16 protein-coding genes are annotated in these 17,076 nt (G+C 60.0%); 11 read left to right on the plus strand and 5 right to left on the minus strand.

Annotated features, from left to right (window positions below):
* Window positions 1-82: 82 nt before the first annotated feature.
* Window positions 83-1,627 (plus strand): cryptochrome/photolyase family protein, encoded by a 1,545-nt coding sequence (locus ACR0BA_RS16055; protein ID WP_480728937.1) that lies wholly within the window; start codon window positions 83-85, stop codon window positions 1,625-1,627.
* On the opposite strand, the gene ACR0BA_RS16060 is transcribed toward ACR0BA_RS16055, so the two are convergent.
* On the minus strand, window positions 1,624-1,782 hold the full coding sequence (locus tag ACR0BA_RS16060) for a DUF2256 domain-containing protein (protein ID WP_480728939.1): 159 nt from the start codon (window positions 1,780-1,782) through the stop codon (window positions 1,624-1,626). The two genes, ACR0BA_RS16055 and ACR0BA_RS16060, sit on opposite strands and share 4 nt — an antisense overlap.
* Entirely contained in the window at window positions 1,783-3,312 is a 1,530-nt protein-coding gene (locus ACR0BA_RS16065) for an FAD-binding domain-containing protein (protein ID WP_480728940.1), read from the minus strand. It abuts the gene before it with no gap.
* A gap of 271 nt (window positions 3,313-3,583) precedes the next feature.
* Here ACR0BA_RS16065 and ACR0BA_RS16070 point away from each other — a divergent pair, with 271 nt between their 5' ends.
* From ACR0BA_RS16070 to urtE, 6 genes are all read left to right on the plus strand, one after another.
* On the plus strand, window positions 3,584-3,892 hold the full coding sequence (locus ACR0BA_RS16070) for a hypothetical protein (RefSeq protein ID WP_170340832.1): 309 nt from the start codon (window positions 3,584-3,586) through the stop codon (window positions 3,890-3,892).
* Window positions 3,893-4,179: 287 nt separating this feature from the next.
* On the plus strand, window positions 4,180-5,454 hold the full coding sequence (gene urtA / locus ACR0BA_RS16075; RefSeq protein WP_170340831.1) for an urea ABC transporter substrate-binding protein: 1,275 nt from the start codon (window positions 4,180-4,182) through the stop codon (window positions 5,452-5,454).
* 67 nt (window positions 5,455-5,521) lie between these two features.
* Window positions 5,522-7,477 (plus strand): urea ABC transporter permease subunit UrtB, encoded by a 1,956-nt coding sequence (gene urtB, locus ACR0BA_RS16080; RefSeq protein ID WP_480728942.1) that lies wholly within the window; start codon window positions 5,522-5,524, stop codon window positions 7,475-7,477.
* 10 nt (window positions 7,478-7,487) lie between these two features.
* Window positions 7,488-8,741, plus strand: coding sequence for an urea ABC transporter permease subunit UrtC (urtC, locus tag ACR0BA_RS16085; RefSeq protein WP_480729084.1), 1,254 nt, complete (start codon window positions 7,488-7,490; stop codon window positions 8,739-8,741).
* The gene (urtD, locus tag ACR0BA_RS16090) at window positions 8,738-9,478 is read left to right on the plus strand and encodes an urea ABC transporter ATP-binding protein UrtD (protein WP_170342806.1); all 741 of its coding nucleotides are present in this window, start codon (window positions 8,738-8,740) and stop codon (window positions 9,476-9,478) included. The genes urtC and urtD overlap by 4 nt, the downstream gene beginning before the upstream one ends.
* Window positions 9,468-10,175: an urea ABC transporter ATP-binding subunit UrtE gene (gene urtE, locus ACR0BA_RS16095; RefSeq protein WP_480728944.1), complete on the plus strand. Its 708-nt coding sequence runs from the start codon at window positions 9,468-9,470 to the stop codon at window positions 10,173-10,175. The genes urtD and urtE overlap by 11 nt, the downstream gene beginning before the upstream one ends.
* A gap of 2 nt (window positions 10,176-10,177) precedes the next feature.
* Here urtE and ACR0BA_RS16100 read toward each other — a convergent pair whose 3' ends face one another.
* Window positions 10,178-11,023 carry a LysR family transcriptional regulator gene (locus ACR0BA_RS16100; protein ID WP_480728946.1) on the minus strand — a complete coding sequence of 282 codons (846 nt, stop codon included), beginning with the start codon at window positions 11,021-11,023 and terminating at the stop codon, window positions 10,178-10,180.
* 86 nt (window positions 11,024-11,109) lie between these two features.
* Between ACR0BA_RS16100 and ACR0BA_RS16105 the strand changes: the two genes are divergently transcribed.
* The 3 genes from ACR0BA_RS16105 (at window position 11,110) to ACR0BA_RS16115 (ending at window position 13,429) form a co-directional block, all read left to right on the plus strand.
* Entirely contained in the window at window positions 11,110-11,577 is a 468-nt protein-coding gene (locus ACR0BA_RS16105; RefSeq protein ID WP_170370342.1) for a c-type cytochrome, read from the plus strand.
* Between the two features lie 13 nt (window positions 11,578-11,590).
* On the plus strand, window positions 11,591-12,499 hold the full coding sequence (locus ACR0BA_RS16110) for a c-type cytochrome (RefSeq protein WP_480728948.1): 909 nt from the start codon (window positions 11,591-11,593) through the stop codon (window positions 12,497-12,499).
* 201 nt (window positions 12,500-12,700) lie between these two features.
* Window positions 12,701-13,429, plus strand: a complete 729-nt coding sequence (locus ACR0BA_RS16115) for a hypothetical protein (RefSeq protein ID WP_217355668.1) — start codon at window positions 12,701-12,703, stop codon at window positions 13,427-13,429.
* A gap of 54 nt (window positions 13,430-13,483) precedes the next feature.
* On the opposite strand, the gene ACR0BA_RS16120 is transcribed toward ACR0BA_RS16115, so the two are convergent.
* Together ACR0BA_RS16120 and ACR0BA_RS16125 are read right to left on the minus strand one after the other, a co-directional pair.
* Window positions 13,484-14,146, minus strand: a complete 663-nt coding sequence (locus tag ACR0BA_RS16120) for a response regulator (RefSeq protein WP_480728950.1) — start codon at window positions 14,144-14,146, stop codon at window positions 13,484-13,486.
* Window positions 14,143-15,468 carry a sensor histidine kinase gene (locus tag ACR0BA_RS16125; RefSeq protein WP_170340815.1) on the minus strand — a complete coding sequence of 442 codons (1,326 nt, stop codon included), beginning with the start codon at window positions 15,466-15,468 and terminating at the stop codon, window positions 14,143-14,145. Before ACR0BA_RS16125 ends, ACR0BA_RS16120 begins: the two co-directional genes overlap by 4 nt.
* A 317-nt stretch (window positions 15,469-15,785) precedes the next feature.
* Here ACR0BA_RS16125 and ACR0BA_RS16130 point away from each other — a divergent pair, with 317 nt between their 5' ends.
* Entirely contained in the window at window positions 15,786-17,075 is a 1,290-nt protein-coding gene (locus tag ACR0BA_RS16130) for a M16 family metallopeptidase (RefSeq protein ID WP_480728952.1), read from the plus strand.
* Window position 17,076 lies beyond the last annotated feature (1 nt).

A 17,076-nucleotide genomic window follows, 5' to 3' on the forward strand; every position in this document is an offset into this window, starting at 1 on the left:
TTCAGTTCCTCAATTTATCTGCCGTGCAACCTTTCCAGAGGTTTAGGTTGCTCATCCGAGAGGCGGCCCTAACTCAACGGAAATGACGCAGACAAACGAACGCTCCCCCAGCCGGCTCATCCTGGTGCTGGGCGACCAACTGAGCCAAAGCTTAAGCGCCTTGAGCCAGGCGGAGAAGGCGCGCGACACGGTGTTGATGGCCGAAGTCGCGGACGAGGCGGAATATGTTCCGCATCACAAAAAGAAGATCGCGTTTGTCTTTTCGGCGATGCGCCATTTCGCAGATGAGCTCGGTGCGGCGGGGTGGCAGGTTCGTTATGTCAGGCTGAATGACCCTGACAATACCGGCTCCATCACAGGCGAGATCGCGCGGGCCATCGGGGATCTGTCTATTGCGAACGTTCAGGTGACCGAGCCCGGCGAGTACCGGCTGAAAGCCGCCTTGCTTGAGTGGGCGGACCAAAGCCAAACCGATCTACATATGCTGGAAGATGACCGGTTTGTCGCCACGCACCAGGAGTTCCGCAATTGGGCGGAGAGACGCAAGCAGTTGCGGATGGAATATTTCTATCGCGAGATGCGGCGAAAAACGGGGCTGTTGATGAACGGCGACCAACCCGAAGGCGGGCGCTGGAACTTTGATGCCGAAAACCGCAAGCCTGCCACTGCCGATCTGTTCATGCCCCAACCGCCCCGATCCGACCCGGATGACATCACCACCGAGGTTCTGAGCCTTGTCGAAACCCGGTTTGGCGGCAATTTCGGACAACTGCGCCCGTTCTGGTTTGCGGTGACCCGCGCCGGCGCGCTCGAGGCGCTGGACCGTTTCGTGGAACACGCTCTGCCTCTGTTCGGGGACCATCAGGACGCAATGCTACAGGCAGAACCATTCCTCTATCACTCGGTCCTGTCGCATTACCTGAACGCGGGTCTGCTGGGGCCGATGGAGATCTGCCGGCAGGTCGAGCGTGCCTATTATGAAGGCCGCGCGCCTTTGAATGCGGTCGAGGGCTTTATCCGTCAGATCATCGGCTGGCGAGAATATGTTCGGGGCCTCTATTGGCTGAAAATGCCCGGGTACACGGAGCGCAACCACTTCGGGGCAACCCGCCCGCTGCCGGACTTCTACTGGACGGCCAAAACGGAAATGGCCTGCATGGCGGCCGCAATCGGGCAGACGCGCGACCAGGCCTATGCCCACCATATCCAGCGTCTGATGGTGACTGGCAACTTCGCGATGCTGGCCGGGGTCGATCCGCACGAAGTCCACGAGTGGTACCTGGCGGTTTACGCCGATGCGTATGAATGGGTCGAGGCCCCCAACGTGATCGGAATGAGCCAATTCGCCGATGGCGGATTGCTTGGGTCAAAACCCTACGCAGCAAGCGGAAACTACATCAACAAGATGTCGGATCACTGTTCGCATTGCCGCTATGACGTGAAACGCAAGTTCGGTGCGAATGCCTGCCCTTTCAATCCACTGTACTGGGATTTCCTAGCACGCAACGCCGACAAGCTGCGTGGCAATCCCAGGTTGGGCCATGCCTACCGAACCTGGGACCGGATGGACCCCGAAAAACAGGCCCAATACCGCGACAGCGCGCGCGAGATACTCGACAGCCTCTAGCGTTGGCCGGTCGAAGACGATCGGGCTCGGCGGCAACGCTGCGAGCAGTGGAGGACCTCGTCCCAGACCTTGGCCCATTTTCGCCGCCAGGTGAAAGGGCGCCCGCATGTGGCGCAGGTTTTCGTCGGAAGATCCGACTTTTTCCGCATCCGCATCTAGTCCCCCAGATCCAATGACAATTGCGCCGGGTTGCGGGTGACCGCACGGCTGTTTCCTTTCCGCAAACGCCCCTTGCGGCTGCCATGCCGGGCCAAGACCTTCGCAGCCTCGTCCCGGAATCCTTCCCCGCGCCGCACCGCCCAGATCCGATCCCGGGCGAACCGGGCCGCCGCGACGTGATCGACGATGGGCATCGGGTAGCGTTTGCCCAGCACGACACCTGCGTTCTCGGCCTTCCACGGCTCTTGCAGATGGCGATCCGGGATATCCGCCAATTCCGGCAACCAACGGCGGGTAAAAGTCCCGGTCGGGTCCTGATCATGGCCCTGCTTCACCGGGTTGTAGATCCGCAGCGCGTTGATACCCGTGGTGCCGGCCTGCATCTGCACCTGGCTCCAGTGGATGCCCGGTTCGTAATCGGTGAACAGGCGGGCGAGAACCTCACCGGGCGCGCGCCAGTCAAGCCACAGGTGATAGCTGGCCGTCGCCATCACCATCGCGCGCATTCGAAAGTTGAGCCACCCCGTTGCCCGCAAGTACCGCATGCACGCGTCAACAAATGGCAGGCCGGTCTCACCGTTGGCCCAGGCCTCCAGCCGATGCGAATCCGGGGCCGAGGGGCGGATCCCGTCATAGGCGCGATGCACGTTCTGGAACTCGATCCGGGGGTCATCCTCCAGTTTCTGGATAAAATGACAGTGCCAATGCAGCCGACCTTCGAACGAGGACATCGCCCCCCGCCACTGTTTGTCGGAGGTGTGGCTCAACGCTTTCTGCCGCGCCCATGTGGCCTGCATCACCTCGCGCATCGACAGCGTTCCCCATGCCAGATGCGGGGACAGGCGCGAACACGCGTGTTCCCCCAGCTGAGGTGAGGACATCGCGCTGCGATAGGTCCGGCCGCGCGTGCTCAGGAATGTGGTCAACCGGTCCGACGCCGCCGTGTGGCCGCCCGACTGGCGCCGTGGACATGGGTCCGGGCGCAACCCCAGTTCCCTGTTGGACGGGATCCCACCCGGGTCCATCGGGATGGGCCGCAATATGGGTGCGGGCGTGATCGGTTCGCTCATGAAGCGATCCCAATCTTTGGCCCAGCCATCGCGCGACGCCAGACGGCGGCGAACCCCGTGATTGCGCGGCTGGTGCCAGGGAATGCCCCGGGTTCGGCACCAGGACGCCACGCGCCTGTCCCGTTGAAAGGTCCAGTCGTTTCCCGTTTCTTCATGCGACCACAGGGCCGTGAGGTCGAAACTTTGTGCAAGATCGTCCAGGACCGACAGCATCTCGCCCGTCCGTACGATCAGGGGCTGGCCCAATTCCGCAAGCTGACCGCGCAGCTCGACCAGGGTTTCGTGGATGAACGCCCATTGTCGAGCCGACATGTCGGGTTGACGCCAAAGATCGGGTTCAACCACGTAAAGCGGCACCAGCGCCCCCCGCTGTGCCGCCTGAGCCAGGGCACGATTGTCCTGCACCCTGAGATCCCGCTTGAACCAAACGATCTGCAAAACCGTTCTCCGAACCAAATCTGGGCAATAGCTAGTCTGGTCCGGCCAGCCCTCAACCGGGTTCAATACGCCCCGGTAGGACCAGGACGCAAATAGCGCGCGGAACCGGTTCCGTCATGACCCGTTGCGACCGAAGCCTGTCGGGAAATGGGCAGGCCAGTTCACAAAGCGCTGCCTTGACGGGCGCTTTTTCGGTTGCAATGATCAATACATGGGCGCTTTGAAAACTATTTTCGTTTCAGCACTATGCACTTTCTCATCCATCGGATTGCTTCATGCTGAAACCGACATGGTCAAATCGTTTGCCGGCTGCGCCGGGCGTTTTTCGGCCGAGATGGAGCATGCCTGGCTTCTGAACGACCCCAAGGCGCAGGACTATGAGTTGCTTCGCGGCGGTTTCGTGTCCTTGCTTGAGGCGACCGTGACGGCAGAGGAGGCCGAACTGGTCCTGAGCCACCGGGTGAACTCAAAACACGCTCATGCGCGATTGCTCCATACGGCGACCTTTGGCTCGGACATCACGGCGGCCAGCGCCGCGCGGCAAACGGCCAGCGACCTTCTGGATCAGTGCAGCCTGCTGATACTGGGCGGCGTCTGAGACCACCCTTCGCTGCAGTGCCGCATTTTTGGGCGAACCATGCGGCACCGCCGCAAATTTGGGCAACACGCTGAATCAATCCAAAAACTCGCACCACCGGACTCTGAGCCTCGGCAAAAGCTGACCTAGCAATGTGGTGCGCCGAAAGACGGCTTGGAAAATGTGCGAAGGTGCCCGGCCTAGGAACCTGATGACGCCCTCGCACACCGCAATTAAGCGTGGGGGGTATATCGGATGTTTCGGCGTTCCGGACAAGCCTGCTGCGCATCGCACAAAAGGAAACGCTGATGCACTCCAAACTACTCAACACTACTGCTGCTGTATTGTTCGCAACCGCCCTGCCCGCACTGGCCGATTGCCCGATCAAAGTGGGCGTTCTGCACTCATTGTCCGGTACGATGGCCATCTCCGAGACCACGCTGAAAGACACGATGGAGATGCTGGTCGAACAGCAGAACGAAGCTGGTGGCCTGCTGGGCTGCGAGTTGGAAGCCGTAGTTGTCGACCCCGCCTCGGACTGGCCACTGTTTGCCGAGAAAGCGCGCGAACTGCTGACCGTCCACGAAGTTGACGTGATCTTTGGCAACTGGACATCGGTCTCCCGCAAATCCGTGTTGCCGGTCATCGAAGAGCTCAACGGTTTGCTGTTCTATCCGGTTCAGTACGAAGGCGAAGAAAGCTCGAAGAACGTCTTCTACACCGGTGCCGCACCGAACCAGCAGGCGATCCCCGCAACGGACTACTTCCTTGAGGAACTGGGGGTCGAGAAATTCGCCCTTTTGGGCACCGACTACGTGTATCCGCGCACGACGAACAACATCCTCGAAAGCTATCTGAAGCAGAAAGGCATCGCCGAAGAGGACATCTTCGTGAACTACACCCCCTTTGGCCATTCCGACTGGTCCAAGATCGTGGCGGATGTCGTTGCGCTGGGCGCGGACGGCAAGAAAGTCGGCGTCATCTCGACCATCAACGGCGACGCGAATGTGGGCTTCTACAAGGAACTGGCCGCCGCAGGTATCTCGGCGGATGACATCCCAGTAGTTGCCTTCTCGGTCGGCGAGGAAGAATTGGCCGGTCTGGACACAACCAACCTTGTCGGGCATCTGGCGGCGTGGAACTACTTCCAGTCGGCAGAGAGCGAAGCGAACGAGGCCTGGGTTGCCGCCTGGAAAGCCCGCATGGGCGAAGATCGGGTGACCAACGATCCGATGGAAGCGCATTACATCGGCTTCAACATGTGGGTTAACGCCGCGACCGAGGCGGGCTCGACGGATGTCGATGCCGTGCGCGCAGCCATGTACGGCCAGGAATTCCCGAACCTGACGGGCGGCACGGCCGTCATGCTGCCGAACCACCACCTCGCCAAGCCGGTTCTGATCGGCGAAATCCAGGAAGACGGTCAGTTCGACATCATCAGCCAGACCGAAGAGGTTCCGGGCGATGCCTGGACGGACTACCTGCCCGAATCCGCGGTTCTGATCTCGGATTGGAAAGAGCTGGGTTGCGGTATGTACAACACCGAAACGAAAAGCTGCGTACAGATCAAATCGAACTACTAAGATCTGAACCGGAATACCTCGGGGCGCATCACATGTGCCCCGGGGCCCAATGCCGAGGTCTCCCCAAATGACGCTTTCGATTTGCCGGGCTTTGCTTGCCCTGCTGCTGTTCGTGGCCCCTGGTCTTTTGCAAGCCCAATCCTCCGACGCGCCGGTCCAGAAGCTTTTGCAGGTCCATGCGGAGGTCATTCAAAAATCCTCTCGCAAGACGATCGGCCCGGCAATTGACGCCCTGGCGCAGAGCGGATTGCCCGAGGCACAAACCGTCCTGGAGCGGTGGCAGGCCAAGGACATGTGGTACAACCGGGATACGGGCCTTTTCGTTTTTGCGTCCAAGGCCGATGGCGGTTTGCGGGTTTTCGATATCTCGGACGGGGCCGAGATCGGTGTCGTCGACAAAAAGGACTACAAACAACTCAAGCCGAACTCGGGCATTCGCGGGTTGATCGCTTCGGCGCTGGTGCAGTTTCAATTGAACGACCCCGACCCGCTGAACCGAAGCGCAGCGCTGACGGCGATCGAGCGGGACGCGGAACCCTCGCACCTATCCGCCCTGCGCGGCGCCATTGCCGGAGAGCAGAACGCGGATCTGCGGGCCCGCAAGGACCGGCTCGAGCGTCTGTTGACGATCCGGTTTGATGATGACGCGGCCGCAAGGCTGGCTGCAATCGACAGCTTCGCCGGCGATCTGGGCGTTGACGTGCGCGCAACGCTCAATCCCCTTGTTGCATCTGAAATCAAGGTGTCCGACACGGTTCCGGATGGCGCTGTGACCATCGAGGCCGGGTCCGACGAACTGACACAGAAACAGGCCTATGACCTGTTGGTCGAAAACGGGTTGGCACCGGCCCTGGTAGACGACGGCACCATCAAAGAGACCCTGATTTCGAATATCGACGGTGACAGGGTCGCGGGCGTACAGGTGGCAAGTCTGGACGAAGATGCGGCGCGACAAGCAGCATACCAGCTGCTGGCCGATCAGGGGCTCGCCGCTCCGCTGGTGACGCAGGACGACATCGCAGAGGCCGTGCAACAGTACAAGTTCTACCGAGTCTACACCTCGGCGCCGTTGCCGGTGGCGCTGGCGGCGCAGGCCGTGCTGGACAATATCGAGACGCAAGTCGCTCTCAACCAGACGGCGGATCTGGTTCTGGATGCGCTGTCGCTCGCCTCGATCTATTTCCTTGCCGCCATCGGCCTTGCCATCACTTTCGGCGTCATGGGCGTCATCAACATGGCGCATGGTGAGTTCATCATGATGGGCGCCTATACCGGATATGTGGTTCAACTGTTCATTCCGGACCTGACCCTGTCGATCATTGTCGCCATTCCCTGCGCATTCCTGGTGACCTTCGGCGCCGGTGTTCTGCTGGAACGTCTGGTCATTCGCTGGCTGTATCACCGTCCGCTGGAGACGCTGCTTGCGACCTTCGGGGTTTCCATCGCGCTGCAGCAACTGGCCAAGAATATCTTTGGAACCCAGGCCCGTCCCCTGACCGCTCCGGCATGGCTGGACGGTTCGATGGTGCTGAACGATATCGTCTCCATCAGTTACATCCGCATCGCGATCTTTGTTCTGGCGCTGCTGTTCCTCGCGCTTTTCCTCATTGTCATGAACCGGACCCGGCTGGGGCTTGAGGTGCGCGCCGTGACGCAGAACCCGCGCATGGCGTCCTCGATGGGTATCAATCCCGACCGGATCAACATGCTGACCTTCGGCTTTGGCTCGGGCATCGCGGGCATTGCCGGCGTGGCAATCGGGCTTTACGCAAAGGTCACGTCCGAGATGGGTTCCGACTATATCGTGCAAAGCTTCATGACAGTTGTCGTGGGCGGTGTGGGCAACATCTGGGGGACGCTGCTGGGGGCCACGATGGTCGGCACGCTGCAGAAGGGGATCGAATGGTTCAACCCGTCCAATACCCTGGCGGCGCAGACCTACATGATCTTGTTCATCATCCTGTTCATTCAATTCCGGCCGCGCGGCATCATCGCGCTCAAGGGTCGGGCGGCGGAAGCGTGATATGGTTGACATGACATCCACAGCCGGCCCGATGCGAAAGCCATTTGTGCTGCGCTATCCCTCGGTCGCGATCTTTCTGATCGTCCTGGCGCTGTTCACGGCGACCATAACAGTGCTGGGCGAAGGGTTCGGGATCGGCCTGATATCCACCAGCTTCGTCAAGACATTGGGCAAGACCCTCTGCCTGTGCCTTGCGGCCCTGGCGATGGACCTGGTATGGGGCTACACGGGCATCCTGTCTTTGGGGCATATGGCCTTCTTCGGTATCGGCGGATACGCCATCGGCATGTGGCTGATGTATGCGCGGACCGAGATCATCGTGATCGAAAGCCTCGCGTCCTCGGCCCTGCCGCCAACGGCCCAGGAAATTTCTGACGGAATCGCCACCCAGATCTTCGGCGTCGTCGGCGCATCCGAGTTCCCACCGATCTGGGCCGTTGCGCATTCGCTGCCCTTGCAACTGGCCGCGGTCGTACTGGTGCCCGGCTTGCTGGCCCTTGTGTTCGGGTGGCTCGCCTTCCGCAGCCGCGTGACCGGGGTCTACCTGTCGATCCTGACGCAGGCGATGACGCTGGCGCTGTCCCTGTACCTGTTTCAGAACGACAGCGGGCTGCGCGGGAACAACGGACTGTCGGGTCTGCAGAATTTGCCGGGTCTGGATTCGGTGCCGCAATCGACGGTTTCGATCCTGTTCTTCTGGGCGTCGGCCCTGGCGCTGGGGCTGGGCTATCTGGTCTGCGTCTGGATGGTGTCCGGCAAGTTCGGATCGGTCATTCGCGCCATCCGGGACGACGAAAGCCGGGTTCGGTTCCTTGGATATTCGGTCGAAGCCTACAAGCTGTTCATCTTCACCTTCACCGCCGTGATCTGCGGCATCGCGGGCGCCCTGTACTACCCTCAAGCCGGCATCATCAATCCAGCCGAGATCGCGCCCATTGCATCAATCTACCTGGCCGTCTGGGTGGCGATCGGAGGACGGGGGCGTCTGTACGGAGCGGTGATCGGCGCGGCATTCGTTTCTCTGCTGTCCACCTGGTTCACGGGTGGTCAGGCCCCCGACATCTCGCTGGGATTCTACACGATCCAATGGGTCGACTGGTGGACCATACTGCTTGGGTTGTCATTTGTCGCGGTCACGCTGTTTGCGCCTCGGGGCATCGGCGGTCTGATCGACAGATTTGCCGAGCGGCGCACCCCGGATCGCCACGGCGCCGATCTGGGGCCGGACCTTGGGTCGCTGCGCGAAAAGGAGGCCGACGAATGAGCACGTTGCTTGAAGTCTCCGGCGTGTCCGTAACCTTCGACGGATTCAAAGCCATCAACAACCTGACATTTCAGATTGGCCCAGCCGAAATGCGCGCGGTCATCGGCCCGAACGGGGCGGGCAAGACGACGTTCATGGACATCATTACCGGCAAGACCAAACCGGATGACGGCCATGTCCTGTGGGGTGACAAATCCGTGTCGCTCCTGTCGATGAGCGAAAGCCAGATTGCCCAGGCCGGCATCGGCCGAAAGTTCCAGCGCCCCACCGTCTTCGAGGACCAGAGCGTTCGCGAGAACCTGATGCTGGCCCTCAGGAACAAACGCGGCCCGCTGGCGGTCCTGCGGTTTCGGGCCGGACAGGCCGATCATCAGAAGGTCGCTGACCTGGCCGAGGAAATCGGACTGCAGAATGCCTTGAACCGCAAGGCGGGTGAGTTGAGCCACGGGCAGAAGCAGTGGCTTGAGATCGGCATGCTGCTGGCGCAGGATCCGCAGTTGCTGCTGGTCGATGAGCCGGCCGCCGGAATGACCCCCGCCGAGCGCGAACACACGACCGACATTCTTGTCGCGGCCGCCAAAACCCGCGCCGTGGTGGTGGTTGAACATGACATGGAGTTCGTCCGCCGCCTGAACTGTAAGGTCACGGTGCTGCACGAAGGGTCAGTTCTGGCCGAAGGGTCGCTGGACCACGTCACCAATAATGACAAAGTGATTGAGGTGTATCTTGGCCGCTGAGCTTCTGGAAATCTCGGACCTGTCCCTGCACTACGGCGGCAGCCAGATCCTGAGCGGGATCGACATCACCGCGCGTCAGGGCCAGGTCACCTGCGTGATGGGCACCAACGGCGTCGGCAAGACCAGCCTGTTGAAAGCCATCTCCGGAACGCACCCCCGCAGCGGCGGTGAATACCGGCTTGGCGGCGAGGAGATCGGCAAGGCCACATCCTATGAGCTGGCTCGAAAAGGTGTGGCCTATGTTCCGCAAGGACGAGAAATCTTTCCGTTTCTGACGGTCCGCGAGAACCTGGAAACCGGTTTTGCCTGCCTGCCCCGCAGCGAACACAGGATACCTAGGTACATCTTCGAACTGTTCCCGATTCTCAAAGAGTTCCTGTCGCGGCGCGGTGGTGATCTGTCAGGCGGTCAGCAGCAGCAGCTCGCAATTGCGCGGGCCTTGATCACGAAACCCAGGCTGCTTTTGCTGGATGAACCAACGGAGGGCATCCAGCCCAACATCATCAAGCAGATCGGCGAAGTCATCCGCCTGTTGCGCGATCAAGGTGAGATGGCGATCGTCCTAGTCGAGCAGTATTTTGATTTCGCGTATTCCCTGGGCGACAGTTTTCTGGTGCTGGAACGCGGGTCGCCATTCCTGAAAGGATCAAAATCCGAACTTGGTCAGCAGCAGCTCAGGGCGGCCGTTTCGGTTTGACCTTACCGGCCCAGTGCTTCGGGCAGGTGTTCCACCAAGGCCCGCTGCACGACGGCAAACCGCGGCGTGCGCGCAATCTCTTCAAGCGTGGCCACCCACAGAGGAACCTCGATCTCCGGATCGATGTCCGGCGCCCGCCGCAACCGCGGGTCCGCATCACCGATGAACGTCGGCAAAAATGCCTTGCCGACACCTGTCGCAGCCATCTGCTGGAGCACAAGGAAACTGTCCGCGCCGATGGTCGTGTCTTCATCCCGCACATGTTCGGCCATCCATCTGGCCGGGACCGAACCGCTCAGCGCCCCGTCCAAACGCATCCATTTTCGGTTGGCGGACCCATCGTCGTAGACCCCGAAGGCCAACGCGCCAGCCCGCTCGCCCACCAAGTCTTCGCCCAGGCGGATTGATGGACGCACGGCAATGTCAGCGGTCAGCCGCGACAGGTCATGGTGATTGTTCCCGCTCAGCAGACTCAGTTCCAAACCCGGATAAAGCGCAGAAATGCGGTTCAGTATCCCGGGCAAAACAAGCTGGCAAAGGCTGTCGGTCGAGGCAATCCGCACCCGCCCGGTCGGCGAACGGTCCGCGCCCACGATTGCCCGTTCAACCGAAAGCACCGCATCCTCGACATTTTCCATGGCAGAAAGAATGGCCCGGGCCTCGGGCAGCGTGCTGTAGCCCGTCGGGTTCTTTTGAAAGATCACGCACCCATTGCGTCGTTCAAACGCGGCCACCCTGCGCAGCACCGTTGCATGGGTCACGCCCAGCGCTGTGGCCGCTGCGTTCAACGAGCCGTGCCGGCTGACGGCGAGGGCGTATCGGATGTCATCCCAGTTTTGATTGTTCATAAGTTAACAAGAAACGCAGAGAAATAAACAATTACAAGAAATTTCGATCAAGCTACCATTCGGCACATTCATGTGGGAGAGATACCATGATCAAGAAATTCTCAATCCTTGCGGCGAGTTTGATTTCTGTGGCCGTAATTGGCACAGCCGTAGCCCAGGAAAGCGAAAACCCGGCCGTCAAGGCGCGGAAGGCCGTGATGCAGCTGTATGCGTTCAATCTGGGCACGCTTGGCGGCATGGCCAAAGGCGAGGTGGAATACAACGCCGAGGCCGCAACGCGCGCGGCCAACAACCTGGTTGCCGTGACGCAGATCGATCAGTCGGCCATGTGGCCAGCCGGGTCCGACAATGTCTCCGACCCATCTTCTCGGGCGCTTCCGGCGATCTGGGAGAACTTCCCGGATGTCAGCGCCAAGGGTCAGGCAATGGCTGAAGCCGCGGTTGCGATGCAGGCCGCCGCCGGGCAAGATGTCGAAGCGCTGAAAGCAGCGATGGGACCATTGGGTGGAGCCTGTTCGGCATGTCACAAGGCATACAGAGCCCCAAAGAACTGACAAGGCCCTGACGGTGCGGCGGCTTCTGTCGATTGCCGCGGGCGTCGCGTTCGTGGCCGGGCTGACCGGTCTAGTTCTGACCCGACCGCAACACGTCGATCCGGCCGCGTTGGACGGTATTGCCCCTGATCTTGTCAGGGGCGAGACCGTGTTCTTTGCGGCCGGATGCGCCTCCTGCCATTCAGCGCCGAACTCCGAGGGTGAGGAAAAGCTGGTGCTGGCGGGCGGACGCCGGTTCGAGACGGATTTCGGTACCTTCATAGCTCCGAACATATCCAGCGACCCAGAAGCCGGGATTGGGACATGGTCGGCGCTGGAACTGGCGGATGCCCTGATCTACGGAACCGGGCCGGCCGGGCAGCACTATTACCCGGCCTTCCCTTACACGACCTATACGAACATGACGCCGGAGGATGTCGTGTCGCTGCACGCATTCCTCGGCACCCTGCCGGCCGCCTCGCAGGAAAGCATCGCGCATGAGGTCGGTTTTCCCTTCAACATCCGGCGAAGTTTGGCCGGCTGGAAGCTTCTCTACCTTGAACCCGGTTGGGTGGTGGACGGTGATCTCGATGCGCAGCAGCAGCGCGGGCGCTACCTGGTCGAAGCCTTGGGCCATTGCGCCGAGTGCCACACGCCCAGAGATGGCCTTGGCGGCTTGAGCCGGGATCAATGGCTGGCGGGTGCGCCAAATCCCAGCGGAAAAGGGCGCATTCCCGGCCTGACCACCAACCACCTGGATTGGTCCGAAGCCGACATCGCCGAATACCTGAAGTCCGGTTTCACTCCGGACTATGACAGCGCCGGCGGAGAGATGGCCGAGGTCATCGAGAACACTTCCCGTCTGTCCGATGAGGACCGGTTGGCGATTGCCGCATATCTCAAGGTTGTTCCGGTACCGGCCAACGACGCCACAACAGACTGAGCCGACGCCTGCATTTCCCGGCTACCGATGAGCCATGGCGGTTCGCCGGGCGGCGGGATCTTGGCACCTTGGGCCTTTTCGCTTCCCCTTTCGGACGTTTGGTTGGAAATTCGTCGGACCTAAGCCCGATGTGGACTGATCCAACCCGGCTTAGCCTCCCTACGACAACCAGACATTTGTCGAACAGCAAAGGAGGCTGAAATGATAGCAAACCGGAAACTGGGACAACTTCTCAGCACTGTGGCACTGGCGACGTTGATTTCGGCGGCGCCATACACTCCCAAGTTCAGCACCGAGGGCGGCTTGCAGCTTGAGCCCGCTTACGCGTTTGCCAAAAGCGGCAAGGGCAAGGGTGGCAGCGGTCGGGACGACGATGATGACGACGACGATCGGGACGATGATGACGACGATCGGGATGACGACGACGATGATGATCGGGATGATGACGACGACGATGACGACGATCGATCAAGTCGCAGCGGCAGCAAAAAGGGATCGTCGCAATCCGGAAGCGCCCCGACCGGGTCGGCCGGCATAACCAAGGTCGAGACAACTGCAAACGGAATCGAAGTTCGCTATGCGGACGGAACAAAGGAAGAAATCGAAAACGGCCGGTATGAGAGAAAGAATGCTCAGAACCGGACCGTTGAGGAGCGGCCAGCCACAGGTGCCGACATCTCAAGGCTTCGTTCTCTGGCGAACGGCATTTCGATCAAGAATGTAAGCGCATCCGGTCAAGGTGGTACGGCCGGAAGCCGCCCCACAAAGATCGAACGCCAGGGCAACAACATCGAAGTCAACTACGCCAACGGCTGGAAAGAAGAGATCGAGTTCGGGCGCTACGAGCTGAAAGATCCCTTCAATCGAACTGTTGTGGAAAGAACAGCCACGGCCGCCGATATTCGAAGGCTGCAATCGGTCGCGAACTGACGAACAGCGCCAATTTACCGGACGGTCTCTCGGTCAGAGAGGCCGTTTCGGCGATTACAGGCTATGCGGCTTGTGTTTCTTGCCCCACGCGTCGTGCGCGATAAGTGCGGCCTCGACCCGGTTCCGCGCGTGCAGCTTGGACAGGATCGCCGTCATATAGTGTTTCACCGTCTTTTCCTGAAGATCCAGTTCCACGGCGATCTCGCGATTGCTCAAACCCTTGGCCACGCGCCTGAGTATCTCCTCTTCGCGATGCGTGAGATCATCCAGGACATCGCTGCTGTTCGCAGGGCTTGCGTCGTTGTTGATCTGAAGCAGTACCCGCGAAGCCAGCCCCGGCGAAACGAACCCTTCCCCCGCGGCGATGCTGCGCAGGGAGGCGGTCAGTTCACTCGCGGTTACGCCTTTGACAATGTATCCAATCGCTCCGGCCTCGAGTGCATCGGCAACATCGCTGCTGTTCTCCGAAACCGTCAGAATCGCGATGCAGGGCGGTTTTTTCATTGCGGCGATCCGGCGTGTCGCGTTGATCCCACCTCCGGGCATCGAGAGATCGAGAATTGCGACGTCGGGCTGGTGCTGAGCGACAAGCGCAACAGCCTCGTCGGCGCTGGATCCGGCCGCGAGAACTTCGAACCCTTCTGCTTCATCCAAGGTCCGCCGCAGCCCATCCCGGAAAATCGGATGATCATCTGCTATGACAAGTGTCTTGGTCATGGTGAGCTCGTTTTGTTGGGAAACAGGGTCATTTCGACGGTGGTGCCCTGGCCGGGACTGGACGAGACCTGAAACCTGCCGCCGATGCTTTCGACCCGATCGCGCAGCCCCAGCAGCCCCTGGCCGCCATCATCGCGCAGAACAGTACCGTCCAAAGGATCAAAGCCGGGTCCATCGTCCTTGACCTGAATGACAATGCAATCGTCGCGTACATGGCAGGTGACGCTGCAGCGGGACTGCGGGGCATATCGCGCGGTATTCGAGAGTGTTTCCTGAAGAAAGCGGAAAACGCACAGTTTGTCAGACACCGACAAATTCGGCATGTCACTGCCATGAAACGAGATTTCAGGCCGCAACGGGCTGTGCTCCGCGTGGTCCTCGACCGCTCTTTTCACGACATCAATCAAGGTCAGGTTGTCGATATCGGGTGCGGACAGCCCCCGGGACAGCGCGCGGATTTCGGTCAAGGACTTCTGCAGCGACTGCTGGATTTCCTCGGCCTCCTTCGGTTTTGGGGATTTGTCCGAAAACGCGGCCTCCAACCGAAGGGCGGCAAGTGAAAGGTACTGCGCCGGGCCGTCATGAAGTTCGGCGCCGAGTTTCTTCAGAAAACGGTCCGTCTGCGCGGCATACCGCCCCGAGGCCTCGACCACCCGCGACCGCAGCATCGCATTCTGCGCCGCCATCCTTTCGCTTTCCGCCAGCCGTTTCTTCAATAGCCGCGCCTGCCGCCGGATGGTGTTGTCCCCGATCGCAACGATGCAAAACAGGACAACCGTGCTTGCCAGAAAGGCGGAACCGACCACCAACCAGCTTGTGCGCCTGGCTTTTGCCAGATCCATCTCCAATTGATCGGCTCTTTCATAGAACTCGGCCACGGCAATGATTTCACCGGACCACAGCTCACGAATGGGGCTGTAGACCTCGAGCAGCGGTATCCCCAACGCCGCTTCGGCAGCGCTTTCATCATGATCCAGTTCCTCGAACGAGCCCGAGATTTCGCCGATCCAGGCGCGCTGAAGGTCGCCCGTCGGCTCGAAACGGTTACCGATGATGCTTGTGTCCGAGGCGTGTACGACCACACCGCCCTGCTTCCAGAACTTGTATGATACGATACGATCACGCATCGGCTGGGTCATGAATATCTCGTCCAGCGCCCGCCTCGCCTGTTCGGACAGGCGGTCACCCAAAGCCAGTTCCTGGCTGAGAGGTGAGACGATGCTTTCCATATACAGCGCCGCCGAATTGGCCGAGTTCTGCACAACCGCGTTCTGGATTCGATTTGAAACCCATACACCGACGATCGCGGTTGCAGATCCCATCACAAGGATGCTTGCCGCAAGAAAAACTCGCGACAACGACCAATTCCCAATCGTCAGCTCAGCAACTTTCGTCCTCATCGTGGCCCTGACTATGACCCACAATCGAAAACCGCACCACAGACCTTGGTCTGACATGATCCAGGTGTTTGCCCCGGCAAGCCCCGCCCGCAGCCTCAGAAACACATCCCGATTTGCAATGCCTTTTTTGGCTTGAAAAACACCCCGCGCCCCGCAAGCATTGACACAACCGTTACCCCTATGGTTGAGCGTCGGCCGACCGGCGTTTCAGCGAAAATCAAATAGTTCAAAGGTTTTTGATGCGCGCCGCCGTATTTTTCTTGTCGATCGTCTTTTTAGTTTTTTCGGGATCCGCCCAGGCACAGAGCGTCATTCCGCTTGCCCAAAAAGGCGGGCTGCACGCGGCATATGTGGTTCCCGTGAATGACTTCGACCGCGTGGATGTTCAGTTGATTGTTCTTTCGGGGTCGTATGACGACCCGGACCCGTCCGGCACAGCCCATCTGACCGAGCATCTCGCCGCGTTCTCGGCCGACGCCACCATTCTCAGAAAACCGCGCGAGCGCGACATCTACGCCACCACGCACAATGTCGCGACCGTGTACACGAATTCCGGGCTGCCATCCGAGGCGGAGATGCTGTTGCGGCTTTCTCGGGCCGTTCTGGACACGCCATCCGTATCCAGGCAATTTGCAGAGAGCGAAGTCGCTATCGTCCAGCGGGAAACCTTGCTGCGTGAACGGCAATATCCGTTTCGCTGGCTCAGCCGAATGGCACTTCAAAACCTCTACGGCACTTTGCGCGGCCGGGCAGACAACACCGTCGAGGATCTGCCCAAGCTGAGCCTCGAAAAGGCCTATCAGTTTCACAAAGAACACTATGTGCCGTCCAACGTGACGTTGATCGTCTCCGGCAACATTGATCCAGCCAGGGCCGAAGAACTGGTAGCGCGGGTGTTTGGCGACACCGAACCGTCTGACGCTCCGAATAAACCGTGGTTGGATCACAAGCCGGATCCGGGGAAACAGTCCGTAGTGCGTCTGCAGTCGGATCGTCTGCAACGCGACACCGTGCTGTTTGCAAAATTCGTGGAATTCGAAGACCGCTCCACGAGCATCGACATGCAAGGCGCGTTCTTCATCGCAAGCGGGATTCTGAACGAACGGATCGCCAAGGTCCTGCGGCACGAGGACACGCGGATACTCAACCATGGCGTCAACTGGTATTTTGCGAAGAATGCCGATGTTGAACTGGTGATCGACCTGCAGCTCATGCCTGGCTTCAGCGTGGATGAAGCCAATGATCTGCTGACCGAAACCTTGGCTGGCTTGCTGGACGAGCCGATCAGCAAATACGAAATTCATGAGCTCCGTCAAAAGGAGGTGGTCTGGTCTCAGAACATGGCCCGCCGTCCTTCGGCCTTTCTGTGGTTTCTACAGAACGTCGCCGCCGATGGATTCCCACCCATCAGCCCGTCGGTCTTTGCCGAAACACTGAGCAACACCACAGATCAGGAAGTTATCGATTTTGCGGAAAAAGTCTTGCAGCCCTCGGCGACGTCTTTTGTTCTTGCAGTGAAAGCTGACTGAC

This window comes from Ruegeria sp. CI5 (genome assembly GCF_056536885.1).

Coding starts and splice junctions, on each gene's coding strand:
- ACR0BA_RS16055 (WP_480728937.1), top strand. CDS start 83: ATGACGCAGACAAACGAACGCTCCCCCAGCCGGCTCATCCTGGTGCTG.
- ACR0BA_RS16060 (WP_480728939.1), bottom strand. CDS start 1,782: ATGCGGATGCGGAAAAAGTCGGATCTTCCGACGAAAACCTGCGCCACA.
- ACR0BA_RS16070 (WP_170340832.1), top strand. CDS start 3,584: ATGGTCAAATCGTTTGCCGGCTGCGCCGGGCGTTTTTCGGCCGAGATG.
- urtA (WP_170340831.1), top strand. CDS start 4,180: ATGCACTCCAAACTACTCAACACTACTGCTGCTGTATTGTTCGCAACC.
- urtB (WP_480728942.1), top strand. CDS start 5,522: ATGACGCTTTCGATTTGCCGGGCTTTGCTTGCCCTGCTGCTGTTCGTG.
- urtC (WP_480729084.1), top strand. CDS start 7,488: ATGACATCCACAGCCGGCCCGATGCGAAAGCCATTTGTGCTGCGCTAT.
- urtD (WP_170342806.1), top strand. CDS start 8,738: ATGAGCACGTTGCTTGAAGTCTCCGGCGTGTCCGTAACCTTCGACGGA.
- ACR0BA_RS16100 (WP_480728946.1), bottom strand. CDS start 11,023: ATGAACAATCAAAACTGGGATGACATCCGATACGCCCTCGCCGTCAGC.
- ACR0BA_RS16105 (WP_170370342.1), top strand. CDS start 11,110: ATGATCAAGAAATTCTCAATCCTTGCGGCGAGTTTGATTTCTGTGGCC.
- ACR0BA_RS16115 (WP_217355668.1), top strand. CDS start 12,701: ATGATAGCAAACCGGAAACTGGGACAACTTCTCAGCACTGTGGCACTG.
- ACR0BA_RS16120 (WP_480728950.1), bottom strand. CDS start 14,146: ATGACCAAGACACTTGTCATAGCAGATGATCATCCGATTTTCCGGGAT.
- ACR0BA_RS16125 (WP_170340815.1), bottom strand. CDS start 15,468: ATGGGATCTGCAACCGCGATCGTCGGTGTATGGGTTTCAAATCGAATC.
- ACR0BA_RS16130 (WP_480728952.1), top strand. CDS start 15,786: ATGCGCGCCGCCGTATTTTTCTTGTCGATCGTCTTTTTAGTTTTTTCG.